Source organism: Pseudomonas sp. T1.Ur (assembly GCF_023516725.1).
Classification (GTDB): domain Bacteria; phylum Pseudomonadota; class Gammaproteobacteria; order Pseudomonadales; family Pseudomonadaceae; genus Aquipseudomonas; species Aquipseudomonas alvandae.
The window spans coordinates 5613567-5630255 of the sequence record NZ_JAMGSN010000001.1 but is presented as its reverse complement, the minus strand read 5'-3'; the positions used below and the strand labels follow the sequence as shown (position 1 = coordinate 5630255).

General features: G+C 58.2%; 16 protein-coding genes. 7 read left to right on the top strand and 9 right to left on the bottom strand.

The features are described 5' to 3' along the window. Window positions 1-287 precede the first annotated feature (287 nt). On the top strand, window positions 288-1682 hold the full coding sequence (gene gabP, locus M8Q45_RS24855; protein ID WP_249876792.1) for a GABA permease: 1395 nt from the start codon (window positions 288-290) through the stop codon (window positions 1680-1682). 354 nt (window positions 1683-2036) lie between these two features. Here gabP and M8Q45_RS24850 read toward each other — a convergent pair whose 3' ends face one another. Continuing rightward, window positions 2037-2771 (bottom strand): response regulator transcription factor, encoded by a 735-nt coding sequence (locus M8Q45_RS24850; protein WP_249876791.1) that lies wholly within the window; start codon window positions 2769-2771, stop codon window positions 2037-2039. 237 nt (window positions 2772-3008) lie between these two features. Between M8Q45_RS24850 and M8Q45_RS24845 the strand changes: the two genes are divergently transcribed. Then, window positions 3009-4523: a PAS domain-containing sensor histidine kinase gene (locus M8Q45_RS24845; protein WP_249876790.1), complete on the top strand. Its 1515-nt coding sequence runs from the start codon at window positions 3009-3011 to the stop codon at window positions 4521-4523. A gap of 170 nt (window positions 4524-4693) precedes the next feature. Here M8Q45_RS24845 and M8Q45_RS24840 read toward each other — a convergent pair whose 3' ends face one another. The 4 genes from M8Q45_RS24840 to glyQ all read right to left on the bottom strand — a co-directional run bounded on the left by M8Q45_RS24840 (window position 4694) and on the right by glyQ (window position 9095). Further along, the gene (locus M8Q45_RS24840) at window positions 4694-5473 is read right to left on the bottom strand and encodes a lysophospholipid acyltransferase family protein (RefSeq protein WP_249877388.1); all 780 of its coding nucleotides are present in this window, start codon (window positions 5471-5473) and stop codon (window positions 4694-4696) included. Window positions 5474-5553: 80 nt separating this feature from the next. Beyond that, complete coding sequence (gene gmhB, locus M8Q45_RS24835; protein ID WP_249876789.1) at window positions 5554-6087, bottom strand: D-glycero-beta-D-manno-heptose 1,7-bisphosphate 7-phosphatase; 534 nt, start codon at window positions 6085-6087, stop codon at window positions 5554-5556. 3 nt (window positions 6088-6090) lie between these two features. Then, window positions 6091-8145 carry a glycine--tRNA ligase subunit beta gene (glyS, locus tag M8Q45_RS24830; RefSeq protein ID WP_249876788.1) on the bottom strand — a complete coding sequence of 685 codons (2055 nt, stop codon included), beginning with the start codon at window positions 8143-8145 and terminating at the stop codon, window positions 6091-6093. Beyond that, window positions 8142-9095 (bottom strand): glycine--tRNA ligase subunit alpha, encoded by a 954-nt coding sequence (glyQ, locus tag M8Q45_RS24825; RefSeq protein WP_022641565.1) that lies wholly within the window; start codon window positions 9093-9095, stop codon window positions 8142-8144. Before glyQ ends, glyS begins: the two co-directional genes overlap by 4 nt. A gap of 81 nt (window positions 9096-9176) precedes the next feature. On the opposite strand from glyQ, the gene M8Q45_RS24820 reads away from it, so the two are divergent. The 3 genes from M8Q45_RS24820 (at window position 9177) to M8Q45_RS24810 (ending at window position 11849) form a co-directional block, all read left to right on the top strand. Beyond that, window positions 9177-9734: a DNA-3-methyladenine glycosylase I gene (locus tag M8Q45_RS24820; RefSeq protein WP_249876787.1), complete on the top strand. Its 558-nt coding sequence runs from the start codon at window positions 9177-9179 to the stop codon at window positions 9732-9734. A 43-nt stretch (window positions 9735-9777) separates the two neighbouring features. Next, window positions 9778-10665 (top strand): lysophospholipid acyltransferase, encoded by an 888-nt coding sequence (locus M8Q45_RS24815; RefSeq protein WP_198796133.1) that lies wholly within the window; start codon window positions 9778-9780, stop codon window positions 10663-10665. Window positions 10666-11060: 395 nt separating this feature from the next. Continuing rightward, complete coding sequence (locus M8Q45_RS24810; protein ID WP_030139011.1) at window positions 11061-11849, top strand: SDR family NAD(P)-dependent oxidoreductase; 789 nt, start codon at window positions 11061-11063, stop codon at window positions 11847-11849. Window positions 11850-11964: 115 nt separating this feature from the next. Here the strand turns inward: M8Q45_RS24810 and M8Q45_RS24805 are convergent, their stop codons facing one another. After that, window positions 11965-12255, bottom strand: a complete 291-nt coding sequence (locus tag M8Q45_RS24805) for a hypothetical protein (RefSeq protein WP_249876786.1) — start codon at window positions 12253-12255, stop codon at window positions 11965-11967. Window positions 12256-12288: 33 nt separating this feature from the next. Further along, window positions 12289-12708: an organic hydroperoxide resistance protein gene (locus M8Q45_RS24800; RefSeq protein WP_030139009.1), complete on the bottom strand. Its 420-nt coding sequence runs from the start codon at window positions 12706-12708 to the stop codon at window positions 12289-12291. Window positions 12709-13108: 400 nt separating this feature from the next. Here M8Q45_RS24800 and M8Q45_RS24795 point away from each other — a divergent pair, with 400 nt between their 5' ends. After that, the gene (locus M8Q45_RS24795; protein WP_249876785.1) at window positions 13109-13474 is read left to right on the top strand and encodes an NIPSNAP family protein; all 366 of its coding nucleotides are present in this window, start codon (window positions 13109-13111) and stop codon (window positions 13472-13474) included. 58 nt (window positions 13475-13532) lie between these two features. Here the strand turns inward: M8Q45_RS24795 and M8Q45_RS24790 are convergent, their stop codons facing one another. After that, entirely contained in the window at window positions 13533-14657 is a 1125-nt protein-coding gene (locus M8Q45_RS24790; protein ID WP_249876784.1) for a GGDEF domain-containing protein, read from the bottom strand. A gap of 381 nt (window positions 14658-15038) precedes the next feature. Next, window positions 15039-15413, bottom strand: coding sequence for a lysozyme inhibitor LprI family protein (locus tag M8Q45_RS24785; RefSeq protein ID WP_122567698.1), 375 nt, complete (start codon window positions 15411-15413; stop codon window positions 15039-15041). Window positions 15414-16098: 685 nt separating this feature from the next. Between M8Q45_RS24785 and M8Q45_RS24780 the strand changes: the two genes are divergently transcribed. Beyond that, window positions 16099-16458 (top strand): DUF6124 family protein, encoded by a 360-nt coding sequence (locus tag M8Q45_RS24780; RefSeq protein WP_249876783.1) that lies wholly within the window; start codon window positions 16099-16101, stop codon window positions 16456-16458. Window positions 16459-16689 lie beyond the last annotated feature (231 nt).

The window sequence follows — 16689 nt, the reverse complement described above, 5'->3', positions numbered from 1 at the left end:
GACTCCAACAAAAAGCCAACGCACATGCGTTGGCTTTTTTTTACGCCTGAAAACAGCTGCCCTCTTCCAAACCCCATTGCTCATAAAGGGGGTAACCAGGTAACACCCTGGCATAAAGCTTTCATTCTCAATGGGTTAGGAATCTCGTGGAAACCCCGGATCACGGGGACTTCAAATATCCTGGCGCAAAATTTGCGTGTTTAATAACTTACACATCGTTTTTTTAAATTTACAGAAAGCGATGGGACGAGGTGGTACGAACCAATTCAATACCAAGGGTAGTCTCAATGAGTGGTACGCAAACTTTCGATAATCTGGAGCAAGGGCTCAAGCCCCGTCATGTGACGATGCTCTCCATCGCCGGTGTGATTGGCGCGGGGCTGTTCGTCGGTTCCGGCCATGCGATTGCCGCGGCCGGGCCGGCCGTGTTGTTGGCCTACGCTGCTGCGGGTGCCTTGGTGGTGCTGGTGATGCGCATGCTGGGTGAGATGGCGGTGGCGTCGCCAGACACCGGTTCCTTCTCTACCTATGCGGACCGTGCGATTGGTCATTGGGCAGGTTTCACCATCGGCTGGCTCTATTGGTGGTTCTGGGTCCTGGTCATTCCGTTGGAGGCCAACGCTGCCGCAACGATCCTGCATGCCTGGTTCCCGAACGTGGCCATATGGGCCTTCACGTTGGTCATCACGTTGCTCCTGACCGTCACGAATCTGTTCAGCGTGAAGAACTACGGCGAATTCGAATTCTGGTTCGCCCTGGTCAAGGTGGTGGCGATCATTGGTTTCGTCGGTCTTGGCTTGCTGGCGATTTTTGGTTTTCTGCCCACTAGCCAAGTCAGTGGTGTTTCGCACCTGTTCGATACCCAAGGTTTCATGCCAAACGGCATGGGCGCGGTACTGGGGGCCATTCTTACCACCATGTTTTCATTCATGGGCACCGAGATCGTCACCATTGCCGCCGCCGAATCGAAGAACCCTGGCCAGCAAATCTCCAAGGCAACCAACTCGGTGATCTGGCGGATTGGCTTGTTCTATCTCGTGTCCATCTTCATCGTCGTGGCCTTGGTGCCGTGGAACGACCCGCTCCTGGCCAGTATTGGCTCGTATCAGACGGTGCTTGAGCGCATGGGTATCCCCGATGCCAAGCTGATCGTCGATATCGTCGTCCTGGTTGCGGTGACGAGTTGTCTGAACTCGGCACTGTATACGGCATCGCGGATGATGTTCTCGTTGGGCAAGCGTGGTGATGCGCCAGCTGTTTCCCAGCGCACCAACAGAAGCGGTACGCCTTATTGGGCCGTGATGCTGTCGACCGGTGCGGCTTTCCTGGCGGTGTTTGCCAATTATGTGGCTCCGGCCGCGGTGTTTGAATTCCTGCTGGCCAGCTCGGGCGCCATTGCTCTGCTGGTTTACTTGGTCATCGCGGTTTCGCAATTGCGCATGCGCAAGCAACGAATGGCTCGCGGTGAAAAAGTTGCCTTCAGCATGTGGCTATTTCCGGGGCTGACCTATGCGGTGATCGTCTTTATCGTCGGGGCCTTGACTATCATGTTGTTCCAGGAAGCCCATCGTGTAGAGATCCTGGCGACAGGACTGCTGAGTGTATTGGTGGTGCTGTTCGGCGTGCTGATGCAGCGTCGCCGGATCGCAAAGGCTGGAAGCCTGATGCAGACGATCGGGTGATATCCACTGTGGCGAGGGAGCTTGCTCCCGCTTGACTCTGTAGGAGCTGGCGAAGGCTCGGGCTGCGTTCGGACGATCTTTTGATCTTGATCTTGATCTTGATCTTGATCTTGATCTTGATCTTGATCTTGATCTTGATCTTGATCTTGATCTTGATCTTGATCTTGATCTTGATCTTGATCTTGATCTTGATCTTGATCTTTCGCTTGAGATTCAAGTGTCCTTGGAAAGATCGCAGCCTCGTTTCACTCGACAGCTCCTACAAGCTCCTACAAGCTCCTACAAGCTCCGACAAGCTCCTACGGGGCTGCAGCGCAGCGGGAGCTTGTTCCCTCGCCACGGGTCGACCTGTCCCTAACTCGCAACAGACGCCTCACTTCCCGCCGCCACACTCTCCAATCGATACCCATAGCCATAGATCGTCAGCAACTGCCAACCCCGATCCGCCGTCAGCCCGAGCTTGTTGCGCAGGCGATAGATATGGGTGTCGAGCGGACGGGACGAGGTCATTTCCTCGTGGGTCCAGAAGCGCTCATAAAAATATTCACGCGACAGCGGCCGGCCCAGGTTGGCGAACAGGCAGCGGGCCAGGCGGTACTCCCGCTCGGTGAGGCTGATGGGAATGCCTGCACGGGTGACGGTCAGTTCTGCATCGTCGAATTCCAGGTCATTGAACACCAGCACCTCGCTGGCCGGAGTGCGTTGCAAGTTGTGGCGGCGCAGCACGGCGGTGACCCGGGCCTTGAGTTCGTTGGGGCGGAACGGTTTGCTGACGTAGTCGTCGGCGCCGGTGTTGAGGGCCTGGACGATGTCGTGCTCGCCGTCGCGGCTGGTGAGCATGATGGCGGCCGGCGGCGAGTCCATGTGCTCGCGCGTCCAGCGCAGCAGGGCAAGTCCGCTGATATCAGGCAACTGCCAATCGAGGATCAACAGGTCGAACGTTTCGCGCCGCAGTTGGCGCAGCAGGTCTTCGGCGCGTTCGAAGCTGTGCAAGGTCCAGGCTTGTTCGCCCCTGCCGGGGATTTGCTGCAGTGTCTGTTCCACCCGGCGCAGCTCGGCCGGTTCGTCATCCAGTATGGCGACACGCATGACGCGATTCCTTGAACTCGAAAAATAACGGACATCTTCCAGGTGGACATGAAAGCCCAACCCGATAGCTGAGTCGTTCCATCCTCCCGTCGCTGGTTGAGACAATACCGGCTCGTAGCGCGCAGGGAAAGGCAGCCGCACGCCGACCATCGAGTCCGTTATAGTCTCGGTCCTCGGGCTTGCCTGCCAGGATCCGAGCGTTGGCAATTTTCTTCCTCATGTTCCGCCAGGGCCCTTATGAGCAATCCGCGTCGCCGTGAAAGCCGTGAACCGACTCAGGTACAACAATTGTTTCGACAATTGATGCGGGAGTGGTTTTGGATAAGCCTGCTTCTGTTACCGCTGACGGCGCTGATTTCGTTCAGCACGCAAACGGCCCCCAATGGACCAGAAGCCGCATTGCTGTCCATGTGTCTGGTTGGAGCCGTGCTCGGTTTGCTCTTGTTGCGCCCCCGCCTTGCACTCGGGGCCACCCTAGGGGGCATGAGCGTGGCCCTGCTGACCAGCGCACTGTTGGGCGCTCAGGGATGGTGGTGGTCGCCGGTGGCCAGTTTGATGGGAATGCTGTGTGGCTACCTGATCTGGAACTGGCGACGATTGAGCGTGGTGTTGGCTTATTTCGGTTGGGAGTTGGCCCGCCTGGATGCCGAGCCGAAAGTATTCCCCGAGCGACGTCGAGCCTCCTATTCCGGAAGTGACCGTTTGCAGGGGCAAATCATGGCACTGGAACAAGCCATGGGCCGGACGCGCGATACCCGTCGTTTTATCGCCGATGGCTTGGAGTACCTGCCGGTGGCCACCATGATCAGTGATCCGCAGGGCAAGATATTGCTAGGCAATCGCAAGGCCCGTGAGTTGTTCGGCCACACCTTGGTGGGCGGTGACGTGATCGAGGAACTGGCCCGCCTGGGGTATCCGCCACTGGACCACATCCCTGCGCATCGTCTGTCTACCTTGCCGTTGACTGAGTTTCGCGATATCCGAGAGCGCAGCCTGCGCCTCGAACGTGCGGCACTGCTGCCGGTCGAGGGCGACGTGCCCATTGGCTGGTTGCTGAGCCTGACTGACCTGAGTGCTGAGCGCGAGGCAGAAGAACAACGCGGGGTGATGCTCCGGTTTTTGTCGCATGACCTGCGCGCGCCACATTCGGCGATACTCGCGCTGCTCGACGTGCAGCGACATGAGGCCGGCGCGGACAATCCATTGTTCGATCAGATAGAGCACCAGGTGCGTCGTGCCTTGGATCTCACCGACGGTTTCGTGCAACTGGCGAAGGCGGAGTCAGAGGCCTACCAATTCCGACCGACCTTGTTTGCCATGCTAGTCCTGGACGTGATCGATCAGGCATTGCCCCTTGCCCGGGCAAGAAATATCCAGCTGGAACACGAACTGGAGAATGACGAAGCCATGGTCAGCGCCGATCAGCCGCTGCTGACCCGCGCGATATTCAACTTGCTGGAGAACGCGATCAAATACAGCCCGCGCGAAACGCGCGTTTCGCTAAACGTTCGCTGCGTGGAGGGATGGTTGATGTGTGACGTCGTTGATCAGGGCAAAGGCATTGGCGCTGAGGAACTGCCGGAGTTGTTCAACCAGTATCGACGCTTCTCGTCTGCCCACGGCGTAGACGGCATCGGCCTAGGACTGTCCATGGTCAAGGCGGTCGTGGATCGTCATGGTGGCCAGATCGGATGTCATAGTGTGGTCGGGAAGGGAACGACGTTCAGCTTGCGGTTTCAACTGCTGAGCTGAGCGAAAAATCGCAGTCTTCGACGCAATGGCGAAGCTGCGATTTGGCGGTATAAAAACTTATGCACCTTTTTGGCTGTTTTATGTGCTTAAGAAATATGCTTTAAAAACAAAGAATTAAAAAATAAAAGCAACGAAATCGGATAAAACGGTACACAGGTTATCCACAGTTCTCAAACAGCGAGCTGGTCCGGTGCTGCGGATGCGGCAGGCGCTGGCGGAAGTGAACCCAGTTCCCTTTGCGTCTGCTCATTCCAAGCCTGTACGCGATCGTTGAGCTCAGCGATCGCGCGGGGCCCAGTGCCCTCTGCGTACATGGGTTTGCCGATAACCACTGTGATGACACCCGGTTTTCTGATCCAGCCAGCCTTGGGCCAGAATTTGCCCGCATTGTGTGCAATCGGCAGCACCGGCAGGGACGCGTTTACCGCCAATGCGGAACCGCTGCGGGAAAACTTGCCGATCGTCCCATAAGGCACGCGAGTACCCTCAGGAAAGATCAGGACCCAAACGTTATCCTTGAGCAGCACGTCGCCTTTTTGTGCGACCTGCTTGAGTGCAACCTTGGGATTGTCGCGATCAATGGCAATCGGACGCAGCATCGCCATGGCCCAGCCGAAGAACGGCACGAACAACAATTCACGCTTGAGCACCTGGCTCAACGGCTCGAAGTAGGCCGAGAGAAAGAACGTCTCCCAGGTGCTCTGGTGGTTGGACTGAATGACGCAGGGCCGGTCCGGCACGTTCTCGGCGCCCTTCACTTCATAGCGAATGCCCAGGAAACCCTTGCTCAGCCACAGTGCGCAGCGGCACCAGTAAACGTTGATGAAGCGGTAGCGCGTCTTGAACGACATGAATGGCGCGACAAAAAAACTCAAGGTGCACCACAGCAAGGAGCTGGTGCCCAACAGCAGGTAAAAGAGAAAGGTTCTGATGGCCTGCAGTATCGACATAGCGGCGTTTACCATTGCGGGCAAGGCCCGCCTGCTTAAGCGCTTCCCGAACAATCCTTGATCAGGATGTCTAGGGAGCTCTAATTGTGGATAAGTTCAGCGGCAATCGCCGCCAGGTCGTCAAAAATCAAGGTGCCCACCGGTAGGGTCTTGCCCAGAGTCTTCTCGCCTTTCCCGGTCTTTACCAAAACTGGCTGACAATCGACGGCCTTGGCCGCCTCCAGGTCACCGAGGCTGTCACCGACAAACCAGACACCCGACAGCGCAACGCCGTAATGTGCGGCAATGGTTTTCAACATCCCAGGCTTGGGTTTGCGGCAATCGCAACCTTCGTCCGGCCCGTGTGGGCAATAGACGATCAAGCCGACCTCCCCGCCCTGCTCTGCCACCAAGTCGCGCAAGCGCTGATGCATGGCATCGAGGACGGCGAGCCCGTAGTAACCCCGAGCAATGCCCGACTGGTTGGTGGCCACCGCCACCGTCCAGCCGGCCTTGCTCAACTGCGCGATGGCCTCGATGGAACCGGGAATCGGCAGCCACTCCTCCACCGATTTGATGTAAGCGTCGGAGTCGTGATTGATCACTCCGTCCCGATCGAGAATCAGCAGTTTCAAGATTTACCCCAGCAGCGAAATATCGGCAACACCGAGGAACAACCCACGCAGGCGCGCCAACAGCGCATAGCGGTTGGCCCGAACGTTGGCATCTTCAGCGTTGACCATCACCGCTTCGAAAAACGCATCCACCGGCTCACGCAACGCCGCCAGGCGCGCCAGGGTTTCACTGTACTGACGCGCCGCCGCCATCGGCTGGACCGCCTGGTCCGCCTGCTGGATCGCCGAGTACAGCGAAAACTCGTTGGCATTGTCGAAGTACTTGGCTTCGACGGTGGCCGCGATGTTGCCTTCGGCCTTGCCCAGCAGGTTCGATACGCGCTTGTTCACCGCCGCCAGCGCTGCCGCTTCGGGCAATTTGCGGAAGGCTTGCACCGCTTGTACGCGCTGGTCGAAGTCCAGGGCCGAACCCGGTTTCAGGGCACGCACCGACAAGTAGGTCGCAACGTCGACACCTTCGTCTTCATAACGCGCACGCAGGCGGTCGAAGATGAATTCCAGCACCGCATCGGCCAGGCCGGCAGCCTTGACCTTGCTGCCAAACGCGTTGACGGCGAAGGCCACGGCGTCGTTCAGGTCCAGGTCCAACTGCTTGTCGATCAGGATCCGCAACACGCCCAGCGCCGCGCGACGCAAGGCATACGGGTCCTTGCTGCCGGTGGGCAGCATGCCGATGCCGAAAATGCCCACCAGGGTGTCGAGCTTGTCGGCGATCGCCACGGCCGCACCGGTCAGGGTGGTCGGCAGTTCCGCACCGGCACCGCGCGGCATGTACTGCTCGTTTAGGGCCAGGGCGACGTCTTGCGGCTCGCCGTCGTTGAGGGCGTAGTAGTAACCGGCGACGCCTTGCATCTCCGGGAACTCACCGACCATCTCGGTGGACAGGTCGCACTTGGACAGGATGCCGGCACGGGCCGCGCGCTGGGCGTCGCCGCCGATGCGTGGAGCGATGAATGCGGCCAGTTTCGAAACGCGCTCGGCCTTGTCGTAGACGCTGCCGAGTTTCTCCTGGAACACCACGTTGCGCAGGCGCTCGTTGAAGCTTTCCAGGGGTTGTTTCTTGTCTTGCTTGAAGAAGAACTCGGCATCGGTCAGGCGCGGGCGAACGACTTTTTCGTTACCGGCGACGATCTGCTGCGGATCCTTGCTTTCGATGTTGGCGACCGTGATGAAACGCGGCAGCAACTTGCCTTCGGCGTCCAGCAGGCAGAAATATTTCTGGTTGTCCTGCATGGTGGTGATCAGCGCTTCCTGCGGCACTTCAAGGAAACGTTCCTCGAACGAGCACACCAGCGGCACCGGCCATTCCACCAGGGCGGTCACTTCGTCCAGCAGGTTGACCGGCACGATGGCGGTGCCTTCCTGCAGGGTCGCCAGTTCTTCGGTGCGCTTGCTGATCAGTTCGCGGCGCTCGTTGGCGTCGGCCAGCACGTAGGCGGCGCGCAGGTCGGCCAGGTAATTGGCCGGCGAGGTAATGCGCACGCTTTGTGGATGATGGAAGCGGTGGCCGCGGGAATCGCGACCGGCCTTCTGGGCGAGGATCGTGCAGTCGATGACCTGGTCACCGAGCAACATCACCAGCCACTGGGTTGGACGCACGAACTCTTCCTTGCGCGCGGCCCAGCGCATGCGCTTGGGAATCGGCAGGTCGTTCAGGGAGTCTTCGACGATGGTCGGCAACAGGCTGGCGGTCGGCTTGCCCTTGATGCTCTGGCTGTAGCGCAGCTTCGGACCGCTCTGGTCGATTTCGCTCAGGTCCACGCCGCACTTCTTGGCGAAGCCCAGGGCAGCCTGGGTCGGGTTGCCGTCGGCATCGAACGCGGCCTGGCGTGGCGGGCCATCAAGGTTGATGCTGCGGTCGGGTTGCTGGGTTTCCAGGGCAGTAATCAGCACGGCCAGGCGGCGCGGCGCGGCATAGACGTGTTTGGTTTCGAAATTCAGGCCAGCGGCGTGCAGGCCTTTCTCGATGCCGGCCAGGAACGCGTCGGCCAGGGTGTTCAGGGCTTTGGGTGGCAGTTCTTCAGTGCCCAGTTCAACCAGAAAATCTTGAGCACTCATTGTGCAGCCTCCAGCTTAGCCAACACTTCATCACGCAGGTCCGGGGTCGCCATCGGGAAGCCCAACTTGGCACGGGCCAGCAGGTAGGCTTGCGCAACGGAACGCGCCAGGGTGCGCACACGCAGGATGTATTGCTGGCGCGCGGTCACGGAAATCGCCCGGCGTGCGTCCAGCAGGTTGAAGGTATGGGACGCCTTCAACACCATTTCATAGCTCGGCAACGGCAGCGGCTGGTCCAGCTCGATCAGGCGCTTGGCTTCACTTTCATAGAAGTCGAACAGTTCGAACAGCTTGTCGACGTTGGCGTGTTCGAAGTTATAGGTCGACTGCTCCACTTCGTTCTGGTGGAACACATCGCCGTAGGTCACTTTGCCGAACGGGCCGTCGGCCCACACCAGGTCGTAGACCGAATCCACGCCTTGCAGGTACATGGCCAGGCGCTCGAGGCCGTAGGTGATCTCGCCAGTGACGGGGTAGCACTCGATGCCGCCCGCCTGCTGGAAGTAGGTGAACTGGGTCACTTCCATGCCGTTGAGCCAGACTTCCCAGCCCAGGCCCCAGGCGCCCAGGGTTGGCGATTCCCAGTTGTCTTCGACGAAACGAATGTCGTGCACCAGCGGGTCGAGGCCGACGTGCTTGAGGGAGCCCAGGTACAGCTCCTGGAAATTCTCCGGGTTCGGCTTCAGCACAACCTGGAACTGGTAGTAATGCTGCAGACGGTTCGGGTTTTCGCCGTAGCGGCCGTCAGTCGGGCGGCGGCTGGGCTGCACATAGGCGGCGTTCCAGGTTTCCGGGCCGATGGCACGCAGAAACGTGGCAGTGTGGAAAGTGCCGGCGCCTACTTCCATATCGTAGGGCTGAAGTACCACGCAACCTTGCTCGGCCCAGTATTGCTGGAGGGCGAGGATCAAGTCTTGGAAGGTACGCACGGCTGGCGTAGGCTGGCTCACGAAATTCACCTGTTTCTTGGGCTGCGATTTAAAGAGCGGGAGTATACCCGATTCGTTCGTGCGCACGCCCCCTGGAGCCTTATGCCACGCTGCTTTTGGTGTTCTGACGATCCGTTGTACATGGCTTATCACGATCAGGAGTGGGGCACGCCGCTGCGCGATGCGCAGGGTTTGTTCGAGTTGCTTTTGCTCGAAGGGTTCCAGGCCGGGCTGTCCTGGATCACCGTTTTGCGCAAACGCGAGCGCTACCGGGAAGTGCTCTACGGCTTTGATGTGCAACGGGTGGCGCAAATGAGCGACGCGGAGATCGACGAGCTGATGCTCGACCCTGGCATCATCCGCAACCGTCTCAAGCTCAAGGCCGCCCGTCGCAATGCCCAGGCCTGGCTGGCGCTGGAAGACCCGGTGGCGTTCCTCTGGTCGTTCGTCGGCGATAAACCCATCATCAATCATTTCAAGGATCGCACCGAAGTGCCGGCCATTACGCCCGAGGCGCTGGCGATGAGCAAAGGCCTGAAGAAAGCCGGATTCACCTTCGTCGGGCCAACCATCTGCTACGCCTTGATGCAGGCCTGCGGCATGGTCATGGACCACACCCAGGACTGCGACCGCTACGCCGAGTTGGTAAACGGTGGTTAGAATAGCCGGCTCGCAACACGGCCCATACATTCAGGAGTGACCTGTGGATAAGTTGAAAGGCGCCTTGCTGGTCGGCGCTCTGCGGTTGTTTGCACTGCTGCCCTGGCGGGCGGTGCAAGCGGTGGGCTCGGCCATCGGCTGGCTCATGTGGAAATTGCCCAACCGCTCCCGCGACGTGGTGCGGATCAACCTCGCCAAGTGCTTTCCCGAGATGGACCCGGCCGAGCGCGAGCGCCTGGTGGGCCAGAGCCTCAAGGACATCGGCAAATCCCTGACCGAAAGCGCCTGCGCCTGGATCTGGCCGGCCCAGCGCTCCATCGAACTGGTGCGCGAAGTCGAAGGCCTGGAGGTGCTGAAAGAAGCCCTGGCCTCCGGCAAAGGCGTGGTCGGGATCACCAGCCACCTGGGCAACTGGGAAGTGCTCAACCACTTCTATTGCAGCCAGTGCAAACCGATCATTTTCTACCGTCCGCCCAAGCTCAAGGCGGTGGATGAGCTGCTGCAAAAGCAACGTGTGCAACTGGGCAACAAGGTCGCGGCATCCACGAAGGAAGGCATCCTCAGCGTCATCAAGGAAGTACGCAAGGGCGGCCAGGTGGGCATCCCCGCCGACCCGGAGCCGTCCGAATCCGCCGGCATCTTCGTGCCCTTCTTCGCCACCCAGGCCCTGACCAGCAAGTTCGTGCCGAACATGCTCGCTGGCGGTAAAGCCGTGGGTGTGTTCCTCCACGCCCTGCGCCTGCCGGACGGCTCGGGTTACAAAGTCATCCTCGAAGCCGCCCCGGACGAGATGTACAGCACCGACACCGAAACCGCCTGCGCCGCCATGAGCAAGGTGGTCGAGCGTTACGTACGCGCCTACCCGAGCCAGTACATGTGGAGCATGAAACGCTTCAAGAAACGCCCGCCGGGTGAGGCGCGGTGGTACTGAAGGCAGGGCATCCATTGCGGCAATGGCCTTACTTGCGGCAAGGATCCTGATTGTGGCGAGGGAGCTTGCTCCCGCTGGGCTGCGCAGCAGCCCCTCCCCATGACCAAGAACCCCCACCAACCCTGTGGGAGCGAGCTTGCTCGCGAAGAGGCCGGCAACTTCACATCGATGTCGGCTGATGCCCTAACCTTGTTTGTTCCCAACCTGCCAAGGAAGTAGCAACGGGCATCCGCGGAAAAGACCGTCACAAAGAGGCGCAAAGCCTCAATCGTGTCCATGATTAAGGGCCTGCGATATCGGCGACGTTGGACGGCAAAGCCTTTCTAGATCCGTCGGACGACCGTTCAGCCAGAAATATCGCACTTCCTCTGGTTCGTTAATCAAGGAGTCCCCTCATGAATATCGATTTCACCGGACGTCATGTCCTGGTCACCGGGTCCACCAGCGGTATCGGTTTCGCGACTGCCAAAGGCTTCCTTGAAGCTGGCGCTCAAGTGGTTATCAACGGTCGCAGCGAGAGCAGTGTGGAGGACGCTCTGCAGCGCTTGGGCGCCCTTGCTTCAAGGGCGACTGGCTTTGTCGGTGATCTCAGTCACGCGCCTGGCTGCCAGGCACTCATCGCCCAGCACCCCAGCTTCGATATCGTCATTAACAACCTGGGCATTTTCAAACAGGAAGACTTCTTCGAAACGCCGGACAGTGAGTGGCAACGCTTCTTCGAAACCAACGTCATGTCCGGCGTGCGTGTTTCCAGGGCCTATGCGCAGGGTATGGTCGAGCGCGGTTGGGGGCGGATTGTGTTTATCTCGTCGGAATCGGGCGTGAACATTCCTGCCGACATGATCCACTACGGCTTCACCAAAACCGCCCAACTTTCAATCGCTCGCGGCCTGGCCAAGCGCCTCGCTGGCACGGGCGTGACGGTGAACTCGGTGCTGCCCGGGCCGACCCTTTCCGAGGGCGTGGCCCAGATGCTCCAGGCCGACGTCGAGCGCAGTGGGGAAAGCCTGGAAAAAGTCGCGGCAGATTTCGTCAACGAGCACCGCAGCACCTCGATCATCCAGCGCGCGGCGCGCGTCGAGGAAGTCGCCAACATGATCATCTACGCCAGCTCGGAACAGGCCTCGGCCACCACCGGGGCGGCGCTGCGTGTTGATGGGGGTGTGGTGGACAGCATCGTTTAGGGCCCCATGACACCTTGCAAAACAACGCCGCTTCCTCGTGAGAGATAAGCGGCGCCTTTGTTTCGGAAGCAACATGGGTGGGTTCGACCGGCTTTCGGAGTGGTGAAGGGATCGTTCAGCTCACTCTGTTTTCCATCAGGCGATCCGAGCCACCTTCGGCCACGCGGTTTTCAATCAGACGATCCGAGCCGCCTTCAGCGACGCGGTTTTCGATCAGGCGATCCGAGCCGCCTTCAGCGACGCGGTTTTCGATCAGGCGATCCGAGCCGCCTTCGGCTACGCGGTTTTCGATCAGTCGATCGGAGCCGCCTTCGGCGAACGTAGGTTGAACATAAGAAGTCGCGAACGCATTGCCGAGGGACAGTGCCAGAAGCGAGCCAATGAGTGTTTTGCCGAGAGTGTTCATGTCCTGATCCTTTTTATTCGTAGATAGAGTGAGTTAGACGGTGACGTGCAAACGGACGTCGACGTTGCCGCGTGTCGCGTTGGAGTACGGGCAAACCTGGTGAGCCGCATCGACCAGCGCTTGGGCATCGGCTTGATCCAGGCCTGGCAGGCTGATGTGCAGGTCGATGTCCAGACCGAAACCACCAGGGATCTGGCCGATGCCGACGTGGGCCGTGATCGAGGCGTCAGCCGGAATGCTGCGTTTGCTCTGGCTGGCGACAAACTTCAACGCGCCGATGAAGCAGGCCGAGTAGCCGGCGGCGAACAACTGCTCAGGGTTGGTGGCTTCACCACCGGCGCCGCCCAGGGCTTTTGGAGTGGCCAGTTTCACATCGAGAATCTTGTCGCTGGAAACAGCACGGCCATCACGGCCACCGGTGGAGGTTGCGACTGCGGTGTAGAGAACGTTCATGGTGTTTCCTCTTTTGCTGATGGGTTTGAGTTGTTTTGGTTGCGCTAAATGTTTGCGCGCTAACCAGTTGCGATAAAGTTAACGGATCAATAATTAGCGCGCAAGATAAATTTTGAAAAATTTTTCGGCTTTGAATTAACCAGTTGATATGAAAGGAGATTTATTTTTTAGGCTTTGCAGTATCGCCAGCCCGCGCGGGCCGCGAGGTGAGGCCAGGGGAAGGACGCGCCTAGGGAATCAGCAGGGCCCGCGCAATTGCAGGCTCTCAAAGGGAGGGAAACTCACAGGCCGATGATGGGCTTCTCGATCGTCCAACGCGTGCCGTAACGCAGCTCGCCCTGATGGCGTAAGCTGAAATGCGCGGATGCTCCCGTGGAAAACGCCACATGGAAGATTTGGAATGACTCGAATTATTGAAATCCTGACGTACACCTTAAGGCCAGGATCGGGATTGGATTTTCACAAAATAATGCAGAATGTCAGTGTTCCGCTTCACCTGGAGGCGGGCATGGATGTCGTTTCTTATGGCTGCTCATTACATGATAGTGACAACTATCACCTGATTCGCTCCTATGAAAGCGAAAGCCATCGCCAGGTATCTCAAGCAGTTTTTTACGCAAGCGCTGCCTGGAAGCAGGGTCCGAGAGAAGACATCATCAGTCGGATTGAAACCAGTACAACGATCGTTATGGCGCTCGCTCAAGACGCAATTGATGCCATCAGAGCTTCCGTAGACCTGTCTAGAGCCGAAGCTCGATCCGCGTAGCCGACATCGACAAAGGCAGGCCCAGTCGAATTCCGACTGTTAATACAAATCAACCCGACTAAGCGACAGCCACTCGATTACGCCCCAACGCCTTCGCTCGATACAGGGCCTTATCCGCATCGTTCATCAAGCTGTGAAGATCCTTATTACAGGCCTCCGTCGATGCGACGCCGAGGCTGGCCGATATGCCGTGGACAGGCTCGATCATCAAACCCGCAATCGTATCGATGAGCTGTTCTGCAATCTGGGTAGCGACTTCGATGGACGTGTCCGGAAGCAGAATGGCGAACTCTTCCCCGCCGAGCCGCCCGTGGATATCGGTTGCCCGAAACGACGAACTGATCACCATCCCCATCTCACGCAAAACCTGATCCCCCACCTGATGGCCGTAGGTGTCGTTGATGTGCTTGAAGTGATCCATGTCCAACATGACTGCACACAACCCCAATCGGTTGCTCTTGCACTCGTTGTAGAGTTGCTGGGCATGCTCGAAAAAGGCCCGCCGACTCTTCAGGCCGGTCAGTTCATCGGTTTGTGCGGCACGGGTCGAAATGCTGTTCGCCTGTTCCATTTCGCGAGTAAGACGAAAGGCAATTTCCAGTGCCTCGGACATTTTGTGCGTGGCGCGGGCGGCAAAGGCCGCAAACACCAGGATCGAAAGGGCCATGCCGACTTGAATCGAGGACGGTTGAAACAGCAGCCAGGCGGTGCACGGAAACAGCACCAGGCCGATGGAGACCAGGGTCATATCGCGGTAAGCCGAATAGCAGGACACCGCGCTGACGGACATCCCGACCGTAAAGAGCATGACCAATGCCTGCGACAACAGATCGTCCGTCGGCATGACCACAAACGCGCCGACGCCCCAGATGCTGGCGGATAACACCAGTGTGATCCAGTACTTGCGCTCCCAGCGTTGGGGCGTGCGCTCACTGTCGTCGCTGCGGAAATAGGCAACGAACATTGCGATACGCAACAGCGTTGATGTGGTCAGGATGGCTAGCCACCAAAAAATAACGCTGTGCTCAAACCGATCCCAACACAGCCAGCTCAGCATGATGGCAGCCAGGTAACTGCCGAAAACCGCAGAAACGGATTGGCGAAACAGTTGTTGCAGTCGGTCAGTTCGCACTTGCCCGGCTATGAAGCAATCCTGGCCGTTCCGAGATCTTGGGCCATCCATTTGATCCACCTGATCGTGACGCAACGAAAACGGCGATTGTGGCACCCTGCCACCAATGCAAACAACTGAATACTGTGGCGAGGGGATTTAGCGAAACATCGCAACGCCCCGCTGGGCTTGTGTAGGAGCTGCCGAAGGCTGCGATCTTTTGATCTTTTGATCTTTCGCTTGAGATTCAAGTGTCTGGGGAAAGATCGCAGCCTCGTTGCACTCGACAGCTCCTACAGGGGCAGCCCCGCCATTCCAACAGACAAAACCCATTATGTGTATTACGAGGAATGAGCCATCAGGTCGGAATCAACCCCGCCCGCCAAAAGAAAAACCCGACGCTTTACGTCGGGTTTTCCGTGGGGATGGCTGCAAGTCCGACGTGCTTATCGGTTACTCGACTTGCGACAGCTTGGCGTCGTCGCAGCCAGCAGCACGGCACTCGCGCTCGACAGCCTTGAGTATGACGATACGCGCTTCGGTCTTCTCGTTGGCGCAGTCCAGGTAGAGCAGGCCATCGTTGGAACAGGCGCTGTCACGATTTTTGATCCACTGGATTTGAGCGGCTTTCACTTTCTTCTTTTGCTCGGGGTTCAGCGCACTCATCGTCTTTTTATATTGATCATTGATGTCCTGATCCGACTGAACCATTTTCAGCGACGCACAATAGGTCCTGTCATAGGCGTTTCTAGGATTGTCGCAACTCATCGCAGATGCCGATGCGGATGCCATTGCCAGCAATGCCCCAACCAACAAAGACTTGATCACTTACTTCTCTCCCTGAATGCCCTCTATTCATTAGAGGTCGCGGCGCGAATTTATCATGAGGGTCGTAGAACAATGAAGCAGATCCTAGGGTTCGGCCCTCCGCCCTTCGCCCCTCCTCTTTTGGACCGAAAGACAGATAGCCTCCGTATCGAGCGAGGGGCATCTCCACGCATCCTCAAGCCGGTCAACATTCGTGGCGAGGGAGCTTGCTCCCGCTGGGCTGCGTAGCAGCCCCAAAAAGACCGACACATTCCTACAGACAAACCGCATAGGTCGGTTGTGATGGCTGCGCCGCAGAGCAGGAGTAAGATCCCTCGCCACGGTATCCCGGGCTAATTGGACGATCTGTTTACTCTTGCGCTGTAACCCTTCCACCAAGCCACGCATCCTTGCGCCTTTGCCTACAACTACGCCAGAATCCGCCGGCTTGTGCACCTTACCCCCTGGGTTCTATTGTTTTCCTGCCACTGCCCATCAGTGGTCGGGTTTAGTAGCCCGAGGTATTTAGTAAGGTGCAAGGCTCCTATCAGTCAGGTATTTCCGTGCCTGTATTTGATGGCGGTTGTGCGCAGGGCGCCCTCGGGCGCGCCGGCTTTGCTGAGTCCCCGGTCTACTAACCTGCGTACAGCTGCCACCCCTTGTTTAGTAGCTAGAGGGTTGCGGCTTCACCTACAGGACTTAGCAAATGTTCAAACCTACACCGAATCCGCCAGAGGCGGACCAAGCTTCCCCGCGAACCAAATCCAAAGCCAAAAAACACGACGAAGTCACCAGTCGTGTCCTGGATCACTACCTGTTACCAAAACCGGAAAAGTCCGAAGATTTTTCCCAACCGGGCCAGCTCTTCACCGTCGCAAAAAACGCCGACAACGAATCCCTCCTCGCCAACCTCAGCGAAACCCTGGCGGCAGCTGATGCGATGGTTAGCAACCTTGCCTTCGACCTGGAAGGTCCTCGCCGACACATCCTGCTCGGCATTCAGCAGTTGATTGAATTGAGTTCATTGCTGGCGAATCGGGTGTTGGATAACGTTGATCCGCGATAACAGGTAAGCGTCCTTCTAATAAAACGAACCCGGCAGCTTATGCTGGGTTTGTTTCGCTTCATCCGACCATTGCGTCGTCAACCCTAGGATGAGCCGGACGAAGGAGCAGTGATCCGTGAAACCATATATGCAAAAGGCAGATTGCGGCTTAAATCGGATACTGATCTCCATAGGTTGCTTCAGTTTGAGTTGATGCGATAGATATAAAATCTGTTATATTGATTCGGCAAG

Excerpts from the sequence above, each read along its gene's own strand:
- M8Q45_RS24790 (WP_249876784.1), bottom strand. The coding sequence starts at position 14,657 with ATGGATGGCCCAAGATCTCGGAACGGCCAGGATTGCTTCATAGCCGGG.
- M8Q45_RS24820 (WP_249876787.1), top strand. The coding sequence starts at position 9,177 with ATGCCACGCTGCTTTTGGTGTTCTGACGATCCGTTGTACATGGCTTAT.
- M8Q45_RS24810 (WP_030139011.1), top strand. The coding sequence starts at position 11,061 with ATGAATATCGATTTCACCGGACGTCATGTCCTGGTCACCGGGTCCACC.
- M8Q45_RS24805 (WP_249876786.1), bottom strand. The coding sequence starts at position 12,255 with ATGAACACTCTCGGCAAAACACTCATTGGCTCGCTTCTGGCACTGTCC.
- glyS (WP_249876788.1), bottom strand. The coding sequence starts at position 8,145 with ATGAGTGCTCAAGATTTTCTGGTTGAACTGGGCACTGAAGAACTGCCA.
- M8Q45_RS24800 (WP_030139009.1), bottom strand. The coding sequence starts at position 12,708 with ATGAACGTTCTCTACACCGCAGTCGCAACCTCCACCGGTGGCCGTGAT.
- gabP (WP_249876792.1), top strand. The coding sequence starts at position 288 with ATGAGTGGTACGCAAACTTTCGATAATCTGGAGCAAGGGCTCAAGCCC.
- M8Q45_RS24840 (WP_249877388.1), bottom strand. The coding sequence starts at position 5,473 with ATGTCGATACTGCAGGCCATCAGAACCTTTCTCTTTTACCTGCTGTTG.
- M8Q45_RS24780 (WP_249876783.1), top strand. The coding sequence starts at position 16,099 with ATGTTCAAACCTACACCGAATCCGCCAGAGGCGGACCAAGCTTCCCCG.
- M8Q45_RS24795 (WP_249876785.1), top strand. The coding sequence starts at position 13,109 with ATGACTCGAATTATTGAAATCCTGACGTACACCTTAAGGCCAGGATCG.
- M8Q45_RS24845 (WP_249876790.1), top strand. The coding sequence starts at position 3,009 with ATGAGCAATCCGCGTCGCCGTGAAAGCCGTGAACCGACTCAGGTACAA.
- M8Q45_RS24850 (WP_249876791.1), bottom strand. The coding sequence starts at position 2,771 with ATGCGTGTCGCCATACTGGATGACGAACCGGCCGAGCTGCGCCGGGTG.